The organism is Acidipropionibacterium thoenii DSM 20276, from assembly GCF_000423445.1.
Lineage (GTDB): Bacteria > Actinomycetota > Actinomycetes > Propionibacteriales > Propionibacteriaceae > Acidipropionibacterium > Acidipropionibacterium thoenii.
The window spans coordinates 196,964-217,928 of the sequence record NZ_AUHZ01000005.1 but is presented as its reverse complement, the minus strand read 5'-3'; the positions used below and the strand labels follow the sequence as shown (position 1 = coordinate 217,928).

General features: G+C 69.3%; 15 protein-coding genes and 2 pseudogenes. 8 read left to right on the top strand and 9 right to left on the bottom strand.

The features are described from left to right. Positions 1-11: 11 nt before the first annotated feature. From G554_RS0100955 to galE, 3 genes are all read right to left on the bottom strand, one after another. The gene (locus G554_RS0100955) at positions 12-857 is read right to left on the bottom strand and encodes an aldo/keto reductase (protein WP_027586443.1); all 846 of its coding nucleotides are present in this window, start codon (positions 855-857) and stop codon (positions 12-14) included. 113 nt (positions 858-970) lie between these two features. Next, positions 971-1,126 (bottom strand): hypothetical protein, encoded by a 156-nt coding sequence (locus tag G554_RS17465; protein WP_154654117.1) that lies wholly within the window; start codon positions 1,124-1,126, stop codon positions 971-973. Between the two features lie 46 nt (positions 1,127-1,172). Beyond that, positions 1,173-2,162 carry a UDP-glucose 4-epimerase GalE gene (gene galE, locus G554_RS0100945; RefSeq protein WP_027586442.1) on the bottom strand — a complete coding sequence of 330 codons (990 nt, stop codon included), beginning with the start codon at positions 2,160-2,162 and terminating at the stop codon, positions 1,173-1,175. Positions 2,163-2,314: 152 nt separating this feature from the next. Here galE and G554_RS0100940 point away from each other — a divergent pair, with 152 nt between their 5' ends. From G554_RS0100940 to G554_RS0100915, 6 genes are all read left to right on the top strand, one after another. Beyond that, entirely contained in the window at positions 2,315-3,736 is a 1,422-nt protein-coding gene (locus tag G554_RS0100940) for a sensor histidine kinase (protein WP_027586441.1), read from the top strand. A gap of 275 nt (positions 3,737-4,011) precedes the next feature. Next, on the top strand, positions 4,012-4,668 hold the full coding sequence (locus G554_RS0100935) for a response regulator (protein ID WP_027586440.1): 657 nt from the start codon (positions 4,012-4,014) through the stop codon (positions 4,666-4,668). A gap of 138 nt (positions 4,669-4,806) precedes the next feature. Further along, entirely contained in the window at positions 4,807-5,823 is a 1,017-nt protein-coding gene (locus G554_RS0100930) for an ATP-binding cassette domain-containing protein (protein WP_027586439.1), read from the top strand. Continuing rightward, positions 5,823-8,327: an ABC transporter permease gene (locus G554_RS0100925; RefSeq protein ID WP_027586438.1), complete on the top strand. Its 2,505-nt coding sequence runs from the start codon at positions 5,823-5,825 to the stop codon at positions 8,325-8,327. Before G554_RS0100930 ends, G554_RS0100925 begins: the two co-directional genes overlap by 1 nt. Positions 8,328-8,464: 137 nt before the next feature. Then, positions 8,465-9,280: an RNA polymerase sigma factor gene (locus tag G554_RS13875; RefSeq protein ID WP_051232112.1), complete on the top strand. Its 816-nt coding sequence runs from the start codon at positions 8,465-8,467 to the stop codon at positions 9,278-9,280. Positions 9,281-9,328: 48 nt separating this feature from the next. Continuing rightward, positions 9,329-9,847 carry a DUF3592 domain-containing protein gene (locus G554_RS0100915; RefSeq protein ID WP_027586437.1) on the top strand — a complete coding sequence of 173 codons (519 nt, stop codon included), beginning with the start codon at positions 9,329-9,331 and terminating at the stop codon, positions 9,845-9,847. Positions 9,848-9,857: 10 nt separating this feature from the next. Here the strand turns inward: G554_RS0100915 and G554_RS0100910 are convergent, their stop codons facing one another. From G554_RS0100910 to G554_RS0100900, 4 genes and pseudogenes are all read right to left on the bottom strand, one after another. Beyond that, a complete protein-coding gene (locus tag G554_RS0100910; RefSeq protein ID WP_027586436.1) occupies positions 9,858-10,253 on the bottom strand; it encodes a hypothetical protein in 396 nt (131 codons plus the stop codon). 47 nt (positions 10,254-10,300) lie between these two features. Then, positions 10,301-11,998 (bottom strand): formate--tetrahydrofolate ligase, encoded by a 1,698-nt coding sequence (locus tag G554_RS18210; protein ID WP_036923990.1) that lies wholly within the window; start codon positions 11,996-11,998, stop codon positions 10,301-10,303. Positions 11,999-12,379: 381 nt separating this feature from the next. Continuing rightward, a pseudogene (locus tag G554_RS18205) lies at positions 12,380-13,090 on the bottom strand (Gfo/Idh/MocA family protein); the annotation flags it as partial. 209 nt (positions 13,091-13,299) lie between these two features. Beyond that, positions 13,300-14,187: a fructose bisphosphate aldolase gene (locus tag G554_RS0100900; protein ID WP_027586434.1), complete on the bottom strand. Its 888-nt coding sequence runs from the start codon at positions 14,185-14,187 to the stop codon at positions 13,300-13,302. A 186-nt stretch (positions 14,188-14,373) separates the two neighbouring features. Between G554_RS0100900 and G554_RS13870 the strand changes: the two are divergent. Beyond that, positions 14,374-15,721, top strand: a pseudogene (locus tag G554_RS13870) (MFS transporter). Positions 15,722-15,958: 237 nt separating this feature from the next. Beyond that, on the top strand, positions 15,959-16,972 hold the full coding sequence (locus G554_RS0100880) for a ketopantoate reductase family protein (RefSeq protein ID WP_027586431.1): 1,014 nt from the start codon (positions 15,959-15,961) through the stop codon (positions 16,970-16,972). A gap of 139 nt (positions 16,973-17,111) precedes the next feature. Here the strand turns inward: G554_RS0100880 and G554_RS18200 are convergent, their stop codons facing one another. Both G554_RS18200 and G554_RS0100870 read right to left on the bottom strand, forming a co-directional pair. After that, the gene (locus G554_RS18200; protein ID WP_051232110.1) at positions 17,112-20,474 is read right to left on the bottom strand and encodes an AfsR/SARP family transcriptional regulator; all 3,363 of its coding nucleotides are present in this window, start codon (positions 20,472-20,474) and stop codon (positions 17,112-17,114) included. Then, a complete protein-coding gene (locus G554_RS0100870) occupies positions 20,471-20,914 on the bottom strand; it encodes a TadE/TadG family type IV pilus assembly protein (RefSeq protein WP_051232108.1) in 444 nt (147 codons plus the stop codon). The genes G554_RS18200 and G554_RS0100870 overlap by 4 nt, the downstream gene beginning before the upstream one ends. Between the last annotated feature and the right edge of the window lie 51 nt (positions 20,915-20,965).

The following is a 20,965-nucleotide window of genomic DNA, read 5'->3' as shown; positions in this document are numbered from 1 at the left end:
CCGACCGGCCCTCAGAGCGTCTCCAGGGCAACCGGCGTCTCCGGTGCCGGGAAGGCGGCGTCCAGCTCGGCCAGGTCCTGCTCCCCGAGGACCAGGTCCCCGGCCGCTGCATTGGCGGCGGCGTGCTCGGCCGATCCGGTCCGCGGGATCGCCAGCACATCGCCGGACCGAACGGTCCAGGCCAGCGCCACCTGTGCGGGGGAGACGCCGTGGCCCTGGGCCACCCGCTCCAGGGCGTCGAGCCCCGGGCCGGGCTGGAGCAGTCGGGCCTGCTCGATCGGGGAGTAGGCCATCACCGGGATGCCGTGCTCGGCCAGCAGCGGGAACAGCTCCAGCTCCGGGCCGCGGCGGATGAGGTTGTAGAGCACCTGGTCGGTGGCGCAGCCCGGCCCACCGGTCTCCCCGAGCAGCTCGGAGATGTCGGCGGTGTCCAGGTTGGAGACCCCCCAGGAACCGACGCTGCCCTCCCGCATCAGATCATCCATCCCCTCGATGACCTCGTCGAAACGCACCTGGGAGACCCGCCAGTGCAGCAGGTACAGGTCGATGTGGTCTGTGCCCAACCGCTCCAGGGACCCCTGGCAGGCGCCGATGATCCCCTCACGGGAGGCGTGCGAGGGCAGCACCTTGTCGACGATGAAGAGCTCGTCGCGGACCGATCCCAGGGCCTCGGCGACCAGCTGCTCGGCGGCCCCGTCGCCGTACATCTCGGCGGTGTCGACCAGCGTCATCCCGGCGTCGACACCAGCCCGCAGGGCCGCGATCTCCTGGTCCCGAGGGGCTCGGCCTTCTCCCAGGTACCAGGTTCCCTGGCCGATCGCGGGAAGTTCCTGGTCCGACATCGTCACTGTGCGCATGGGGGTGCCTCCTGGATCGGCTGGGTCGGCGTCGTCCTTTCGGCCCACCATATGTGGCGTCCCGGCACCGACGAAGTCCCCGGAGGTTCGGCCTGCCGCAGTGGTGAGGCGGCTCAGAACCAGCGGGGATGCGGATCGGCCGAGGAGACCCCCTCGGTGGCCACCGCCCACAACTCGGCACGGTGACGCCGCTGCCGGGCGCCGATCTGCCCGCCGATCACGGCGCCGACCACCAGGGCGGCCAGCCCCCACCACCACTTGTGCCTCATCCTCGCCCTCCTCCGGGCCGTGGCCACCACAGTCGACCGGGAGCGGTCAGTACCCCAGGATCTTCTTGCGCTCCGGAAGCCAGGCGATGGCGTCACGGATCCCGTCGGCCGGGGTCAGCTCGGGGGTCCATCCCAGCAGGTCCTTGGCACGGTGGGAGACGGTGTAGGCCCCGGCCACGTCGCCGGGGCGCGGCGGCCCGTAGACCACATTGAGGGGCTGGCCGGTGCCCTCCTGGAAGGCGTCCACCAGCTCCTTGACGGTGACGCCGTTGCCGGTGCCGATGTTGAAGACCTGGTAGGGGTCCTCGGCGGTCACCTCGTCGAGGTGCTCCAGCGCGGCGACATGGGCCCGGGCCAGATCCCAGACGTGGATGTAGTCGCGGATCCCCGAGCCGTCGCGGGTCGGCCAGTCGACCCCGGTGACGGTGAAGGTGGACTTGTCCATCCAGGCGTCGATCATCTTGCCCAGCACGTGGCTGGGGTGCTCGATCTGCTGGCCCGAGCGCAGCTTGGGGTCCGAGCCGATGGGATTGAAGTAGCGCAGCGACAGGGCCTTGAGATCGGAGGCGTGGGCGGCGTCGCGCAGGATGTACTCGACCATGAACTTGGTGGTGGCGTAGGGGGAGCCCGGGTCCAGAGCGGAGTCCTCGGAGACCTTGAACTCGGCATCGGTGGCGTAGATGGAGGCCGAGGAGGAGAACAGGATCCGGTTGACTCCGTTGCGCGCCATCGCCTGGAGCAGCTTGACCGTCTTGCCGACGTTGTTCTCGTAGTAGGCCAGCGGTTCCGAGACCGACTCGGGGACGATGATCTTGGCGGCGCAGTGCACCACGGCGTCGATCTGGTTCTCGGAGAAGATCGTGTCGAGCAGCTGCTGGTCGGCGACGTCGCCCTGGTAGAACGTGCGATCGGTGACGAACTCGCGGCGTCCGGCCGACAGGTTGTCGAGGACGACCACCTCGTGGCCTGCCTCCATGCAGGCCGACCCGACCGTCGATCCGATGTATCCCGCCCCGCCGGTGATGAGAATCCGCATCCTGACCTGTGCCTTCTTCCTCGATGTCGACGCCACTGGGGTGCCGCTGGGTTGTCCGAGGTGATCGTCAACCCTGCTGGTCACCCCGGCCCCAATCCTATGGCCCAGCCTGGGGATCAGCTGATTGAGGGCCATTCGTACACTGGGAGCCGATGAGCACCAGCGGGCGTGACATGACGACCCCCGCACCGCAGGACAGGTCCGGGAGCGGGGTTCGCGCGCGCCTGACGAGGTTCTCCCCGAGCCTGTTCCCCGCCGGGTTCCACACCGCGCGCTTCCCCACCGGCCGGGGCGGTCGCAGTGCCGGCCGCTCGGGCGAGCAGTTGTCGATCCCCGGGATGGAGGAGGTCCTCAATCCCAAGATCGACGACGGCCGGCCCCAGGACACCGAGCGTTCGCTGTGGATCGACATCACCGTGGTGGTGGCCCTCACCGTGCTCACCGTGGTGCCCTATGTCACCTCGGTGATCCTGCATCCCAGCGTGGAGTACGTCGCCGCCCTGGTGAGCTCGATGATGATGGTCGCCTCGGTCTCGATCCGGCGCGACCAGCCGATCATGATGCTCGCCCTGGTGAGCGTCGGGGCCGGCATCCAGCTGCTGCTGGTGCCCTGGCCGGTGCTGTCGATCCTCACCATCCCGATCGCCTCGTACTCGGTCGCCCGCTGGGTGGACGGCGCCCAGTCGCGCTGGGTGCTGTGGGTCGGTGCCCTCGGCGCGATCCTCGGACCGGCCCGCTGGCATGCCGCGATGACCGCCGACTACCCGAGCGATGGCGGGACCCCGTGGATGCTGTTGTTCCTGTCGATGACGGTCTGCGCCGGTCTGGTCATCACCCCCTATGCGGTGGGACGTCGGCTGCGCGAGGCCGCCCTCATCGAGTCCCAGCAGCGGATGGCCAAGGCCGAGCGGTACCGCGCGATCCTGGCCGAGCGGGAGCAGGACGCCCACGTCATCGAGGAGCGCACCCGCAATGAGATCGCCCGGGAACTGCACGACATCGTCGCCCACTCCTTGTCGGTGATGATCGTCCAGGCCGAGGGGGGCAAGGCGTTGGCCGCCAAGAAGCCCGAGAAGGCCGCCGATGTCCTCGACATCATTGCCGACACCGGTCGCGACGCCCTGGTCGAGATGCGCCGCATCGTCGGGGTGCTGCGAAAGGACCCCTCGGAGAAGGCCGCCTACTCGCCCTCTCCCGGGCTGACAGACATCCCTGAGCTGGTCGAGCACTCCGGTGAGCGGATCACCCTCACCGTCACCGGGCAGCGCCCCGAGGTCTCCGAGGCCCTCGGGCTGACCGCCTACCGGGTGGTCCAGGAGGCGGTCACCAATGTGCTCAAGCATGCCGGGCCGACCGCACATGCCGAGGTGGCGGTGCACTACCGCCAGACCACGATGAGTCTGACCATCACCGATGACGGCCACGGCGAGACGATCCAGGGGGATGGACGCGGTCATGGGCTGCAGGGGATGCGGGAGCGGGTGACCTCGATGGGTGGTCAGCTGGAGACCGGGCCACTGGCCGACCACGGCTTCCGGGTGCATGCCCTGTTGCCGCTGGGAGCCTGTCGATAGGCCCCCGGGGTCCGCGCTCCGGTCGGGCTCAGCCGTAGGTGTCGGGCCGGTCCCCACGTTCGTCCTCAGATCCGACGTTCGTCCTGGAATTCCAGGACGAACGTCGGATCTGAGGACGAACGTGCCTGGGGGCGGGGAGGAGCTGCCGGGCCCACCAGGAAGGACGACCGTGCCTGGGGGCGGGGAGGAGCTGCGCCACCGACTCGACCACGCGGTGGCCACCACGGCGGGCGGCCTCAACTACGATGCGGGATGGATCCCAACCCGGAGGTGCCATGCCTGAAGCGATTCGCGTGCTGCTGGTCGACGACCAGTCCCTGGTGCGCTCGGGATTCCGGATGCTCATCGAGGCCGAGGACGACATCGAGGTCGTCGGCGAGGCCTCCAACGGTGCCGAGGCCCTGGACGTCCTTCGCACCACCCCCGCCGACGTCGCACTGATGGACATCCGGATGCCGGTGATGGACGGCGTGGAGGCCACCCGGCGGATCGCCGCCTCACGGCTGGAGACCAAGGTGATGATCCTCACCACCTTCGACCTGGACGAGTACGTCTACGCCGGACTGAAGGCCGGGGCCTCCGGATTCCTGCTGAAGGACGCCCGCCCGGCCGAGCTGCTGTCGGCGATCCGCAGCGTGGCCGCCGGGGAGGCAGTCGTCGCCCCCTCGGCGACTCGCCGGCTGCTGGACCATGTCGTCCCGACGCTTCCGGAGAGCCCCGAACAGAACCAGGAGCGGCTCTCGGTGCTCACCGACCGGGAGACCGAGGTGCTGGTGGAGATCGCCAAGGGCGCCACCAATGCCGAGATCGCCCAGACCCTCTACATGGCCGAGGGCACCGTCAAGACCCACATCGGCCGGCTGCTGGCGAAACTGGAGTGCCGGGACCGGGTCGGTCTGGTGCTCTTCGCCCGCGAGGTCGGGCTGATCTGAGGCCCCGTCGATCCGGCTCCCGGTGGCCACCGGCCGCCCGATCGGGAGTCGGCGGACCCTCCCCCCAGTTCTCCCCCAGATCGACCTCTGCGCGGCGCGCACCCTCGTCCGGCCACCGGCTCGCCATAGGGTGGGGCCATGTCGACTCCGCCACGCCGTTCCTCAACTCCCGATCCGTCCGCCGGCTCGCCCCAGACCCCCGGGTTCGAGATGCCGCTGCCGGCGCCCCGGCGCGGCGATGCCGATCCCCAGTACGCCGATCCCCAGCAGTACCCCCAGTACCAGCAGGCAGCGGGACAGCCCGCCGCCTCTCCGCAGGCCCAGACGTCACCGGCCCAGCCCTGGCAGACCAGCCCGTCCAGTGCCCCCTCGCCCACCGGTCTCGACCCCTCCGGACCGCCTCAGCCGGACCCGAACCGGCCCGGCCTCCGCCAGGACGCGTCGGCGGCCCTCGGCGTCACCAAGGTCTACGGCTCCGGACAGACCCAGGTGGTGGCACTCAACAATGTCTCGGTGCAGTTCGCCAGGTCCTCCTTCACCGCGATCATGGGCCCCTCCGGCTCGGGCAAGTCGACCCTGATGCACTGCCTGGCCGGGCTGGACCGGATCTCCTCGGGCCGGGTCTTCCTGGCCGGCAATGAACTCAGCACGATGGCCGACAAGGCGCTGACCCGCACCCGTCGTGACCAGGTCGGGTTCATCTTCCAGTCCTTCAACCTGTTGCCCACCCTCACCGCCAAGCAGAACATCCTGCTGCCCCTGGACCTCGCCGGCACCAAACCCGACATGGTCCTGTTCGAGCAGCTGGTCGATGGCCTGGGGATCGCCGACCGGCTCGACCACCGCCCCTCCGAGCTGTCGGGGGGCCAGCAGCAGCGGGTGGCATGCGCCCGGGCGATGATCACCAAGCCCTCGGTGGTCTTCGCCGACGAGCCCACCGGCGCCCTGGACTCCAGGTCCGGCACCGCTCTGCTGGAGTACCTGCGCCACTGCGCCTCCGACCTGGGCCAGACAATCATCATGGTCACCCATGACGCCCGGGCGGCGTCCTACTCCGACCGGGCACTGATGCTGCTGGACGGCCGGATCGTCGATGACATCGACTCCCCCACCGCCGAGACGGTCGGTACCGCGATGGCGAATCTGGAGGCGTGATGCTGAGAAATGCCATCCAGGAGGTCCGCTTCCACCCAGCCCGTTACGTCGCCACCCTGGTGGCGATCGCCATCTCGATCGGCTTCATGGTCGGCGTCTCGGTCTTCATCCGTACCCAGTCCACCGCCATCGGTGAGCAGCAGTCCCTGGCCACCTCCAGGGCCGACGTCGTCGCCGACATCGGTGCCACCTCCGAGGACATCTCCACCGATGCCGTGACCAATGCCATCAAGGGAGTCTCCGGGGTGGCGGCCGTCGAGCCCTCCTACCAGGTCTCCCAGATCATCCAGAAGGGCGACAAGTCGGCCCAGGCGACCTACTACGCGGTACCCTCCGAGCGGTTCCGGTGGGCCGACCTGGCCGAAGGCTCCTGGCCCACCTCCACCAGCCAGATCGCGATCTCCAAGGAGGCCGCCGGGAAGCTCGGGGTGAGCCTGGGCGACACCGTCACCAGCGGCACCGCCGAGCTGACGGTCTCCGGCATCACCAACGACCCCCGCTCGCTGTTCGCCCAGACCGTCTACGCGGCCCCGGCTCTGTTCAGCGGAGCCGGCACCCAGCCGGCCCTCTGGTTGATCGACGTCGACTCCGGCTCGGATCCCTCCCAGGTGGCCGACGCCGTGCGCACCGCGGTCTCGAAGCTTCCAGGCATGCCCTCGGCGGGAACCCAGCCGGGCGATCTCCAGGTCGAGACGGCGCCGGTCTACCGGGAACGGGCGGTCACCGCCCTGACCGGTGACTTCAACGTCTTCAAGTACATGCTGATGGTCTTCGCCGGGGTGGCGCTGATGGTCGGGATGATCATCATCTTCACCACCTTCCTCATCCTGCTGGCACAACGGCGCCGCCAGATCGGCCTGATGCGTGCCGTCGGAGCCTCCGGCGGCCAGGTGCGAGGGCAGTTCTTCGTCGAATCGGTGATCATCGGCGCAGTGGGGTCCCTGCTGGGTGTCGGACTCGGCATCCTCATCGCCCTGGCCGGGGCCGCCTACACCGGGGCGCTGAGCTTCGGACTGGTGCTGCCCTGGTCGGATCTGGCCATCGAGTTCGGGATCGGGGTGGTGGCCACCGTGCTGGCCGCCTTCATCCCGACCCTGCGGGCCACCCGCGTCGCCCCCCTGGAGGCGCTGCGCCCGGCTCCCACCGTGGAGACCAGACGCACCTCCATCGTCCTGGTGACGATCAGTGCGGTGATGCTGGCCGGCGGGGCCCTGCTGACCTGGCGGGCGCTGCACGTCGACAGCTGGAACATCGCCTGGGCGCTCGGCGCGGTCGCCGTGCTGGGCGTCGCGATGCTCATCTCGACGCCGGTCTACGTGCCCTGGGTGATCAAGCTCCTCGGGATGGCGCTGCGACCCTTCGGTGCCACCGCCCGGCTGTCGACGGCCAATGCGGTCCGCAACCCTGTGCGCACCGCCCTGACGACCGGCGTCCTGATGCTGGCCGTCGGCATCATCGTCACCCTCCAGGTCGGCACTGCGACCACTCGCGAGAGCGTCCTGGACCTCATCAACGAGGAATTCCCCGTCGACCTGAGCGTCACCGCCCCGGCCACCATCTACGACCAGAGCACCGGGGCTGCCACACCGGCCACCTCGGTCGCGCTGCCGGCCGCCGTCATCACCGATTTCGGCAAACTGCCGAATCTCAAGGCCAGGACGTCGTTGCCGGGCGCGCTGATGACCCTCGGCGATTCCCAGTCGAAGACCCTGGTGATGGGGGCGGACCCCGCTCAGCTCCAACCGGTCACCCCGGCCACCGCCGATGAGCTTCAGGCCGGGCGGATCCTGGTCGGTGGCGGCGCCGGGCTGAGCAATGGCGAGAAGGTCGAGGTCAAGGGGGACAAGGGCACCCTCAGCCTCACCGTCCAGATCTCCAAGGCCTTCGACACCCCCGGGATGGCGATGGTCTCGACCTCCGACCTGTCCAGGCTGACGGCGAACCCGAGAACCGCGGCCGTCTGGGCGGCGATGTCCGATCGCAGCGACATGGCCCAGACCTACTCCTCGATCGTCACCATTGCCCAACAGCATCCCGAGGTCCAGATCGGTGGCGGCGCGCTCTACGCGGCGATCATCGAGCAGATCCTGCGGATCCTGCTGATCGTGATGACCACCCTGTTCGGGGTGGCCGTGGCGATCGCCCTGATCGGGGTGGCGAACACCCTGGGGCTGTCGGTACTGGAGAGACGCCGCGAGTCGGCCCTGCTGCGGGCGATGGGCATGCAGCGCGGATCGCTGCGCCTGATGCTGTTCTTCGAGGCGGTCCAGATGGTGATGGCCGGCGTCATCGTCGGCGTCATCGCAGGCGGGTTCTTCGCCTGGCTGGGGATCACGTCGATCTTCAAGATGTCGGGGGCGCCCATCAAGGTCACCTTCGCGATCGACTGGGCGACCACCATCGGACTGGTGCTGATCTGCTTCGTGGCCGCCTCGTTGGCATCCATCCTGCCGGGACGCCGGGCCGCCAGGGCCACTCCGACCGAGGCTCTGGCCGAGGAGTAGGGCCGGGCACCCCAACACCCGACAAGCAGCACCCGACAACACATCGGCGCAGATGGGATACACCTGAGGCCGGTGTGACAACACCTGTGACAACACCTCCTTGATGGTCTGTGAGGACCCGTCAAGGAGGTGTTGTGATGTCTGCCGCAGCCACCCTCACCGAGGCCGTCCCAGCCGGCCCGGTGCCTCACCCGGCCCGGACCGCCGATCGGGGCGGGTCCCCGCCGGCCCGGCGTCAACCCAGGAGCCGGCCACGGCGTCCCCCCGACCCCGGGTCCACCGGGCAGCGACTGCGGCGGCAGTGGCTGGACTGCCTCGACCAGCCCTGGGCCGGCGAGGCGATCACCGAGCTGCCGGTATCCGCCGGGACCCTGCCCCACCAACTTCCCGACGCCATCAGGGCCGACAGGTCTGTGGCCCACTCCTGCATCCTGGCCGCCCAGGGGGATGGCCCGACCGCCGAGCTGGCATGTCAGGCGCTGCTCCAGGTGCTCTTCCCGATGCTGGTGAGAATGGCATCCCGGGACCCCGACCCGCGCGAGGCCCTGGACGACTACCTCGCCGCGGCCTGGATCAGGATCAGGACCGTGAGGGTCGGGCCGGCCACCACGGTCCCCACCGGTCTGGGTCTGGACGCCCTGCACGCGGTGACCACAGCCCGACGGCGGGTCGAGAGTCACGAGATCCCGCAGCAGATCCCCGACGTCGAGGCTCCCCCGCCGCAGCACCGCGAGAGCGGCCGGGCTGTGGCGGTGCTGGAGGCCGCGATGTCGATGGGTGTGCTGTCGGGGTCCCAGCTGTCGGTGCTGGCCAGTGTCTACTTCTTCGGGATGAGCAGCGCCGATGCGGCGGCCGCCCACCAGATCAGCGGCCAGGCGCTCCGGGCGCGGTGCAGTCGTGCGGTGCGGACGATGCGGCGCCATGCCGCAATGCTGCGCGAGTACCTGGAGTGACGCGCCGTGGGCCCTGCTCGGCGACCGCCAGGCCGTACTGTGGGAGTCATGAAGAGATGGCCCAAGGTGCTCGGAGTGCTGGCCGTGCTCTACCTGCTGGTGGTGAGCTGCCTGTTCTTCGCGCTGTCGCAGCGCCAGTCGGTGTTTCTCCAGCACGGGCAGACGGTGCAGGGAAAGGTCGTCGGTTTCGGCCACCCCTCCAGTAGTGGCGCCGGCCCCTTCCACGCCTCGATCCCGACGTCGGCCAACCGGGTCGCGGTGGTCGCCTACACCACCGACGGCGGTGCCACCCGGCTGATCACCAGCAATCCCTACAGCAGGTCGAAGGCCTACACCCTGGGTCAGCCGGTCACCCTGGTGATTCATCACGCCGCCGACCCCAGCGAGGAGGTGGCGGTCATCAAGGACCACAACGAGACGGGGCTACGAGTGCTGCCCTATGTCTTCCTGGCGGCGGCCCTGCTGCTGGCCTGGTATCTCGGGCTCCATCGCTACCCGGGAATGCTGAGGCGACGCCACCAGCTCCGGGCGGGCCGGCCGACCCCGGCCGCAGAGCTTCCGGCCTGAGCCGCTGACCTCAGTCTGCCGCCAGCCGCCAGGCCAGGAACTCCTTGAGATAGCCGGTCTCACCGTCTCGTCCACCGCGCCCGACATGCAGCGGAGGTAGCGAGGACTCCAGCTTCACGCCGCGAATCCGCTCCCTGAGCCCGCCGGGAACCACCAGCTGAAAGTACTCGCCGTGCTCCCCGATGGCCAGGCTGTGGCTGGCGTTGAGATACCAGCCGCGCCGGTCGGTCCTGGCGGTGTGACCGTCCAGAAGCTGCGCCTGGAGCGGTTCGATGGCCAGCCCCTTCTCGCGGGCGGAGACCACGAAGGCATCGATGAGCTGCTGGGCTGCGGCACCCTCGCGTCGCCGGTCCTGCTCCTGGAGCTCCACCCGGCGGCGGGCGTCCTCGGCACGTTGATTGGCCATGGGGACAGCTTAGGTTGAGGCGTCGATCGTGATACCGACGGGCCGACTCAGGACAGCCCGACGGTATTGCCCTGGGCGTCGATGTCGATCCGCTCGGCCGCCGGATGGCTGCTCAGCCCCGGCATGGTGCGCATCTCGCCGCAGATGGCGTAGACATATCCGGCCCCGGCAGCCACCCTGACCTCGCGGACCGGCAGTGTCCAGCCGGTCGGGGCGCCCTTGAGCGCCGGGTCGTGTGACAGCGACAGGTGGGTCTTGGCCATCACCACCGGGAAGGATCCGTAGCCCAGCTCCTCGAAGTGGGTCAGTTCCCTGGCGGCCGAGGCCGACAGCTCGATCCCGTCGGCACCGTAGACGCCGGTGGCGATGGCCTCGATCTTGTCGGCCAGCGGGGAGTCGAGCCGGTAGCTGTAGCGGAACCGGGTCGGCTCCTGGCAGGCCGCCACCACCGTCCGGGCGAGTTCGGTGGCCCCGGCACCGCCGTCGACCACATGGGTGGAGGAGGCGAAGTGCGCCCCGCACTCCTCGGCGATCCGGCGAACGGCGTCGATCTCGTCGGGATGGTCGGTGGGGAAGACGTTGAGGGCGACCACCGGCGTCACCCCGAAGCTGCGCACGATCTCGATGTGCTTGCGCAGGTTGGGAGCACCGGCCCACACGTCGTCCGGATTGTCCAGGACCATCCCCGGGGGAAGCGGGTTGCCGGGCCTGACGGTGTAGCGCCCGGAGTGGAGTTTGAGGGCGCGGACGGTGGCCACCAGCACGGCGGCGTCCGGATGCAGCCCCGAGACCCGGCACTTGATGTTGAAGAACCGCTCGGCCCCCATGTCGGAGCCGAAGCCGGCCTCGGTGAGCAGGTAGTCGGCGCAGCCGATACCGACCCTGTCGGCGACCACCGAGGAGTTCCCGGTGGCGATATTGCCGAAGGGTCCGGTGTGGACCAGCACCGGGGTGTTCTCGGTGGTCTGCATGAGGTTGGGTTTGAGGGCGTCCTTGAGGATCACGGTCATCGATCCGGCGGCGTGCAGGTCCTCGGCGCTCACCGGCTGCCTGTCCCGGTTGTAGCCGATCACGATCCGTCCCAGCCGGGAGCGCAGATCCTGCAGCGAGGTGGCCAGCGAGAGGATGACTCCGACCTCGCTGGCGGCGGTGATGTCGAAACCGGTCTGGCGGGGCTCCCCGTCGATCCGGCTGCCCAGGCCGACGATGACATTGCGCAGTGCCCGATCGTTGATGTCGACGACCCGGCGCCAGGAGATCGAGTGGGGTTCGATGTCGAGCTGGTTGCCGTGGTGGAGGTGGTTGTCGATCATCGCTGCCAGCAGATTGTGGGCGGCGGTGATGGCGTGGAAGTCGCCGGTGAGGTGGAGGTTGAGCCTCTCCATCGGCAGCACCTGGGAGCGGCCGGCGCCGGCCGCCCCGCCCTTGATTCCGAAGGTGGGGCCCATCGAGGGTTGGCGAAGGGCCAGCATGGACCGCTTGCCGATCCTGGCCAGGCCCTGGCCGATGCCGACAGCGGTGGTCGTCTTGCCCTCCCCCAAGGGGGTGGGGGTGATGGCGGTGACGACGACGTACTTGGCCCGGGGGTGGTCGGCATTGGCGTCGATGACGCCGAGGCCGACCTTGGCGACCTCGCGCCCGTAGAGCTCGAGGTGCTCCTCGCCGATGCCGGCGCGGGCCGCCACCTCCCCGATCGGGTCCAGGTGGGCGGCGCGGGCGATCTCGAGGTCCGACGGCATGGCCATGGGGCCATCTTTTCGCCTCGACCAGCCAATGTGAAACCCGTCCGTCGCACCGGACGGGGAGGGCCTCACGCGATGGGCACTGCGGGGACCGGAACGGATCTCCCGGTGCGCACGGCCGCCAGTGCGGCCTGGGCCAGCTGGACCGCCGCCACCCCATCGGCGGCGCTGACTCGGGGTTGCGGCCCCCCCGGCGATCGCACCCAGCAGCTCGCGCAGTTGCAGGGCATAGGGGTCCGCTGCCTCATCGATGGTGGGCAGGGATCCGGCCGCCGGACCGCCCGCCGCCGGGTCGGATCGCTCGACCCCATCGCGCGAGGAGTGGTTCAGGGTGCCGCGAGTGCCTGTCACCGAGTACTCGGTGGTGAACTCCAGGTTCGGCGGGCCCCAGACTCCCGAGCACTGCGAGACCGCCCCGCCGACGTGGTTCATCATCACGTGGGCCACCTCGACCGGATCCCCACCGATCGTGGTGACGGTGCGCAGCGCCGAGATCTCGGCGACCGGCCCGGCGAGCCACCGGGCCTGATCCAGGTCATGGATCATCTGGTCCATGATGATCCCGCCGGAGGCCTCCGGATCAGCGAACCACCTCCGGCGCGGAAAGGAGCCGGATCGGATGAACCGCAGCACGGCCGGATCGCCGAGACTCCCGCAGGCCACTGCGTCCTTGAGCGCCGCGTAGCCGGGGAAGTAGCGCACCACATGAGCCGGGTAGAGGTGCAGCCCCCTCGCTGCGGCGAGATCGGCCAACTCCTGGGCGTCGGCCGCGGTGCGAGCCAGCGGCTTCTCACAGATGACGTCCTTGCCGGCCTCCAGGGCCGCCCTCACGACGTCACGGTGGGTGGGAGTGGGGGTGACGACGTCGACCACATCGACCCTCTCGAGCAACTGGTCGAGTGACCCTGCGACCTCCATCGGGGCCAGGGCACTGATGTGTTCCGGAGTCGACCGATCTGTCACCGGTTGCTCGGCCAACAGCGCCTCGGCTCCCGACCTGCTGAAGATCACCACCCGGCTGCCCAGCTCGCGCAGGGTCGGCAGGTGGGCGCGGCTGATCCCCCCGGCACCCACCAGGCCGATCGCCGGCCTCATATCGCTCATGGACACCATCCTGCGCCCCGGCCGTCCAGCTGCGCCACCCTCTGGTGGTCGAACCAGGAGGGTGGCCCGCCGCCCAGCGGTATCACCTGGCCGCCTGCCGGCTGGGCCCGTGCCGGCCGACCGCGAGGTGAGGTCGGATCCTGGCGGCTGCACCGACCAGGATCCGACCTCACCTCGCGATCTGTCTGCTGCGGACCACCTCAGGTCAGCGATGCCTGGTAGATCGCAGCGATCGAGGCGGCCAGCGTCGCGTTGAACTCCTCATCGGTCTGGGAGTCGAACAGCCCCTCCGACAGCGCCCGGGAGAAGCTGGCGATCAACCCGTGGTTGCGCGCCAGCAGCTTGTCCGCCTCGTCACGGCTGTAGCCGCCCGACAGCGCCACCACCCGCAGCACGGCCGGATTGGCGATCAGCGGGGCGTAGAGGTTGTCGACGGTCGGGATGCTCAGCTTGAACATCACCGGTCCGGGGAATGGATCGGACTCGAGCCGCTTGGTGATCTGCTCGAACAGCAGAGCCTCGCTCTCGGACTTGTCCTTGGCCGTGATGGTGACCTCGGGCTCCAGGATCGGCACCAGGCCGGCCTCGCAGATCTGATGTCCGAACTCGAACTGCTGGGCGACGATGGCGTCAATCCCCTGCGGGTTCGCCTCGTCGATCACCGAACGCATCTTGGTGCCGAAGATGTGGGCCTCCACCGCCCGGTCCAGCAGCTCGGCCAGGCCCGGGATCGGCTTCATCACCTTGACGCCGTCGGCCGGCTCGGCCAAACCCTTGTCCACCTTGAGGAAGGGCACGACGTTCTTGGTCTCCCACAGGTAGTCGGCTGCCGGCTGCCCGGCAAACTCGCGGCCCATCGTCTGCTCGAAGAGGATCGCCCCCAGGATGTGCTCTCCGGAGAAGGCCGGGCTGGTGACGATCCTGGTGCGCATCGCATGCACCAGGTCGAACATCTGCTCATCGTTGACGTAGCGGTCCTTGTCGATGCCGTACAGGCGCAGGGCCTTCGGGGTGCTGCCACCGCTCTGGTCCAGGGCGGCGATGAACCCCTGCCCCGACTTCATTCTGTCGAACTGTGCTTGGTTCATGAGATCTCCTTCGGATTCTCTCGGTCGCCGGGGGCTGACGCAGCCCCCGCGAGGCTCATCGCGGTGCTGTCTGCACCCCACTATATGAGAACAGTTCTCATCCTAGCGACTGGGGTGACGCCTCCTCGCGCAACCCTGTCCATCATCTCGCCTAGGATCGGTGTGCTCCAGCCCTTCGCCGGGAAAATCTGGGAGTTTCGACAGAGAGGACACCGGGTGGCCTTCAGCGAGGGACTGCGCCGACTGTGGCGGCTACCCCGGTTCCGCCGGATCCTCGGCGTCCGGGTCTCCACCCAGGCCGCGGACGGAACCCTCCAGGTCGGTCTGGCCTCCTATGTCCTGCTGTCTCCTGAACAACAACCCGACGCCTGGTCGATCGCCATGGTGCTGGCCATCACGATGCTGCCGTTCTGCATCATCGGTCCCTTCACCTCGCTGGCCCTGGACCGCTGGCCGCGCCAGCGCATCCTGGTCGGCACCGACGGGCTGCGCTGCATCATCGCCCTGATCGTCGGAGCCCTGGTCTGGGGTGGGGCACGGCAGAACCCCGCCCACATCAGCCTGCTGCTCCTGCTGCTGGTCGCGATGAGCCTCAACCGGTTCCTGCTGGCCGCCCTCACCGCAGGCCTGGAGCACACCATCGACCGCCGGGAGTACCTCACGGCGTCCTCCATCATGCCGATCATCGGACCGCTGGGAATGATGATCGGGGTCATGGTGGCCGCCGCGGTGAGAGTGGTCGGCGGTCACTGGATGCCGGTCCACCATGCCGACACCATCATCTTCTGCATCGCCGCGGTGCTGTTCCTCCTCTCGGCCCTGCTCGGCACCCGGTTCGGCCGCGACGAGCTGGGACCCACCACACCCGACACCAGCCGGACGGCCTCCCAGGTGGTGCACGGCGTCATCGATGGCTTCGGGCACCTGCGCGCACTGCCGCATGTGAGTGTGGGCCTGGGGCTGATCGGCGCCCAGCGGCTGCTCTTCGGCGTCTACTCGGTGGCCATGATGCTGGGCTACCGCAATTACTTCCACGCCAAGGCCGACGTCAATGCCGCGATGGCCGACATGGCCTCCTGGGGGGGTGGTGATGGGGGCCGGGTTCGTCCTCTCGGCGGCCTTCATGCCCAGACTGGTGCGATCTCTGGGGATGCGAGGGGCTCTCATCGCGCTGATGGTGGCGACCGGCCTGGTCCAGGCCCTGCCCGGCGGCATCCTGAACCGCTGGGCGCTGCTGGCGGCCTCCTTCTTCGTCGGGCTCTTCGCCCAGTCGCTGAAGGCCGGCGTCGACACCGTGTGCCAGGCCCACATCGACGAGGCCTACAAGGGCCGGGTCTTCATCGTCTACGACATGATCTACAACGCGCTCTACGTGGGTGGAGCTGTCCTGGCGGCGCTGGTGCTGCCGGTCCACGGCGTCTCCCATCCGGGACTGCTCGGGCTGGCTGCGGGATACCTATTGGTCGCAGCCCTGTTCGCGGCAGCCAGTGGACGCCACTCGAGGCTGTACGACCGTGGGACCGGACGGAGCTGAGGCGGGTCCGGACAGCAGGCGCCATGGAGGGTCGCATGATGAGACCGGCCGCCCACCTGTTGGACGGCTCGTACCGTATGGGTCATGAGACAGACACCGCAGAACGCCGGCGAGCTTATTAGATAGCGCGTCCACCCGCTGATCGGCGAGTGCGACGCGCATCCCGTTGTCCCTGTTCGGGGACGGCGGGTTTTTTGTTGCCTGTCACATGCCCCACCATCCAGAAGGAAGACAGAGATGAAGTACACAGTCATCGGTGCAGGAGCCATGGGATACCGCTATGGAGTGCTGCTCCAGGAGGTCGCGGGCATGGATGTCGACTTCATCGACACCTGGCAGCCGAACATCGACGCCGTGCGCCGCCAGGGCGGGGTCTACGTCTCCCGTGACCACCAGAACCGTCATCTGGTGCCGATCCGGATGTTCACCCCCGAGCAGTACGACGGTCAGCCCGATGTCTGGATCGTCTTCGTCAAGCAGATGCAGCTCGACGACGTGCTGTCGCGCTGCGCCCATCTGTTCAAGCCCGGCCAGTACCTGTTCACCGCGATGAACGGAATGGGCCACCTCGACAAGATGCGCCATTACTTCCCCGACGACAAGATCGTGGCCGGCACCGCGCTGGTCGCCACCGTCCTCAATGGACCCGGCGACGTCGACTTCATCGGTGCTCCTGGTGCCGGGACGATGCACATGGTCAACTACACCGAGCAGCCCGACGACACGACCCTGGCGATGGAGAAGGACTTCAGGGCCGCCAACCTCAACCCGGAGCTCACCCGCAACCTCTACGGCACCCTGATGGCCAAGGTGATCTTCAACTCCGTGGTCAACACGCTGTGCTCCATGTTCAGCGCGACGATGGGCCAGTACGCGGCCTACGACGGGGCCGATGCCATCACCCGCACCCTGGTCGACGAGGCCTACGAGGCCTGCGAGCGGGCCGGGATCCGGCTCATCAACACCCGCCAGCAGGAGGTCGACTCGGTCAACTACGTGAGCAAGATCGGCAACCCGCTGCACTACCCGTCGATGTACCAGGACTTCTCGAAGGGACGTCCCACCGAGGTGGACTACATCAACGGGTACATCGCCCAACTCGGCCGCGAGCACGGTTACACCTGCCACGTCCACGAGTTCGTCACCCAGGAGATGCACCTGGCCGAGGCGATGCGGGACGCCAAGGCCCGCGACAAGGCCGCCGCCGAGAAGCCGCAGGACGACGCCGAGCCGGCCCTGGCCGCCGTCTGACGCTGGCCTCCCGCTGCCCGTCGACCGACGACAGATGCCCCGCCGGCCCTGCCCCGGCGGGGGACGTCGGATCGCTCTGTCTGCGACGCCGCCACAGGCCCGCCTCCGGTTGCGGGCAGCGGGCGGCGTCGTCGCGATGTCAGACCACTCGGGCCCGCGGCCTGCCCTCCATCACCTCCTGCAGGAGGACGACCGTCTCCTCGGACAGGTCGACCCCGAGACGCCGGGCCCGCCGTGACAGCAGGTAGACCAGCCGCTCCAGTTCGGCCCGTTCGCCGGCCAGGTGGGCCAGCCGGATCCGCGCCGCGAGCAGCTCCTCGTCCTCGGGGCAGCAGACCAGCGCCCGGGCCAGTGCCAACCGCGCGGTGTCCAGCTCTCCAGCCGCTATCGCGCGACGGGCCCGTTCCACGCCGATGTCGCGGACGGTCTGCATCATCTCCACCCGCCATTCCTCGGCCCAGTGCCACTGGCCGGGAGCGGCATCGGCCAGCGGTGCTCCCCGGACCAGGTCCAGGGCTGCCCGGAGGCTGGCGTCGGGGGCCCTGGCGATCCCCCCGGTGATGAGCACCTGGAGTCGCTCCCAGTCGCTGGCGACGGCGTCATCCAGCTCGATGACGCCGTCATAGGCCTCCGGGAGGTAGAGCCGACCGGCATCGTCACGTCCCAGCCATCGGCGCAGCCGCGAGAGGTTGGAGCGCCGGGTCGGCTCGGCGACCAGCAGGCCCTCGCGCATCCGGGTGGAGGTGGATCCCGGATGCCAGAGAATCCATCCACAGCACTCCAGGGCCTGGCGGACACCCCTGGAGGGCTCGGGACCCCGGGCGCCGACGAGATCGACCGGGCCCAGCAACCGCAGCATCGGGGTGGTGAGGCCGGCCGAACCTCCCGGATCCAGCTGGGGGACGCCGTCTGCGGTGATCGACACGGTGACCTCCCTGGAGATGCTGACTTCTGTCTGACTGTCTGAGCCGGATCTGGAAATTGCTGGCGGACCGGACCTGGAGGTCGTCGTGGTGGGTCGACCTGCAGTCGGGATGGGGGCCGTGTCCGCTCGTCGCGCCACCTGCCCCTCCCAGGTCGTCGATCCCCCGGCCGACAACTGGCTCGACTGCTCACGGAACGAGTCATCGGGAGGCATCTGGCGGCGAGGCGACCCGGCTCCCGGCGGCGACTCCCCGTGCCACCAGCCGGCCGGTTCGGTGTCGGTGCGCGAGGCGGTCGCCAGCAGATCGACGACTCCTCGGCGTACCGGTGCACCGACCAGCTGAGCGGCGAAGGTGAGATCGCCCAGGGTCGCCGTCTCGTCGGCATTGACGCGGACCAGGTCCGACCCGTCGATCTGCTGCCCGCCCGAATCACTGCTCGGCACGGGCACCGGGCTGACGACCACCACACCGGCACCTCGCAACAACCTGGGATCGGGTAGTCCGCTGGGAGCGGCATCCAGCAGGACGACACGCTCCACCGGAGGCCACTGAGTGAACAACGGCCGGGGGATGTGCACGGTATCCATCAGGTCGTCGGCGATCTCGTCGAAGCCGACGACGGTGACGTTCTCGTTGCCGGTCTGGCTGAGCCATGACAGCGAGTCACCGCAGGCCAGCACCTCGAGACCCTCGCTCCACCAGGTGCAGGTCAGACTCAGAGCGATACCGGCCACCAGCTGCGCCGCATCACCGCGCGATCCGTCGATCCCGAGCCATCCCGAGGTCTCGGCCAGGTCCAGCAGCACAGGGGCATCACTGGGTGTGACCCCGTCGTCTCCAGAGCGGAGCCGGGTCCCCAGCACGACGGTGGTCGGTGAGATCTCCGGGGCGACCCCACCCTCGGGGAGCTCGGTCCCGGCAGCCGCCGGAGGGTCTGCCAACCCTCTCCCTGGCGGCGAGGGGTTCTCGTCGGCCATCTCGGGATCCGGCTGCTGTGGCCCTGAATCCTCTGGCCCTGAATCCTCTGGCCCTGAATCCTCTGGCGCAGACCCGGGCCGACTGGTGGCCACGACATCCGAGGCCACCTCCAGCATCGCGCGCAGCCCGGCAGCCGGCTCACCGATCACCGGCACCCTGCGACCGAGCGGGCGACTGAACAGCTGTCTGCGTCGGCCGACCACCAGGGCTCCGGCGATCCCTCCGGCCAGGAACAGGCTCAATCCGGCCAGTGCGGTGCGCACCGCCGAGAGATCGATCGGTTGCGAATCGACCTCTGCCCCGGTCGGCGGTAGCTCTGCCGACCCGACCCCGCTCGAGGCCGGTGGGGCAGCGGTTGCCTTTCCGCCCGGGGTTCCACGATCCGACGAACCGGCCGCCTCGCCGGGCGCGGTGGAGGACACGGTCGGGGCCCCGGTGCGATGTGACGCGGACCGCTCGGGCGCTGGCCCCTCGGGTCCGGCCCGTTCAGGTTCGGCCTGCTCGGGCGCAGAGTCGGCAGGAGCAGTCCGGGTGGGCGCGGGAGAAGCCGGGGTCGAGGCTGGTGCCTGCCTGTCGTCCTGCTCGCGCGGCTGGCTCGCGGCACCACCAGGTGCCGGCGCACTCCCACCGTTGGGTGTGCCGGGCCGGTCCGCCGGGAGGATCAGTCGCCAGCCGATGTCGATGAGGTCGGGATCGGCGATGCGGTCGCGGTTGAGGTTCCAGATCTCGGGCCATCGCTCGGCATCTCCCAGGTGCCTCAGTGCCAGCCCGCTGAGAGTGTCTCCACGTCGGACCACGACCCTGGGCCCCTCGCCGGCCGGCCGGCCCCCGTCTCCGCTGGATGGCAGAGCGGTCGGCGTCTCCCCGGCCGGGGGGACGGCGGGGATCGTGATGGTGCTGCCCACCGGCAGGTGAGCCGGGTCCAGCCCGGGGTTGGCCGCCGCGATCCTGCGCCAGGCCGTGCCGTCGCCGTACCAGTACTGGGCCACCGACCAGATGGAGTCGGTCGGTCCCACCCGGTGGTGTGCAGCACCCGGCTGGGCCCGACTGTCGACCTGGGACACCGGCATGTCGATCCGCCGACCCTCCGCAATGCCTCCGGCAGTGGCTCCCGAAGCGACCTGTCGGGAAGCCTCGCCGCCACCTGCTGCACCCGTGGCGACGACCCCGTCGACGCCATCGGGAGTCATGGTTCTGGTCATTGAACCGGCCTGGGAGGAGGGTTCGGCACCGCCCAGCGGGGCCAGCAGGGCCAGGCTGGCAACCAGCATCCCGGCAGCCAGCCCCTGGACCTGTCCGAACCCCGGAATCCTGATCCGCAGGCGCGAACCGCTGACCATCTCGAGGATCTCGGCCACCACGCAGACGGTGAACACCAGCCAGGCGAACCAGCCGACCACCGTCGCCATGCCAAGCAGCAAGGATCCATCATCGGGGGCGCTCAGGGACGCCGGGGTGAGTCTGCTCAACTCCTCGGCCCGGCCCCAGGCCACCAGTGCGACCGGTGACCCGACCACCAGCGCCACCAGCAGTGCTGTCGAGCCCAGTCCGACCAGCACTGTGCTGAGACGGCCTCGCGGCTGATCGATCGTGGTCATGATCCGCGCTCCCTGTGGCTGTCGACCGGGGCCTCGGCCTGCGCCGAGATGTGGAAGCTGCCCGGCAGACCGGGCAGCAGGAGATCCGACATGGTGATGGTGCAGCCGACCCGCGCACCGACGACCCCGGGGCTGCCGACCGGGACGCTGAGCCCGGAGGCATCGATGCCGACCTGGAGGTTGCGGCAGTCGGTTCCGGCCAGATCGGCTCGCGCCACCTGGGTGCCCGCCGAGACTCCCGCCGCGGGCCCGGCGGCCACCGAGACCGCACGAGCGGCAGTCTCGGCGGCCGACTGGGCATCTCCTCGCACCTGATGGACCCGCCAGGAGGCGGTGGTCAGTGCCGCGAGCAACACCAGGGCCGGGATGAGCAGCGCAACCTCCAGGCTCACCGCACCGCGCTCCGAACCCGATCCGCGTCGCAGAGGTGCAGTGTCCACCGGGCAGGTCTCCTGGCGGGCACCGCACCAGGAGCGGCATCGCGAGGAATG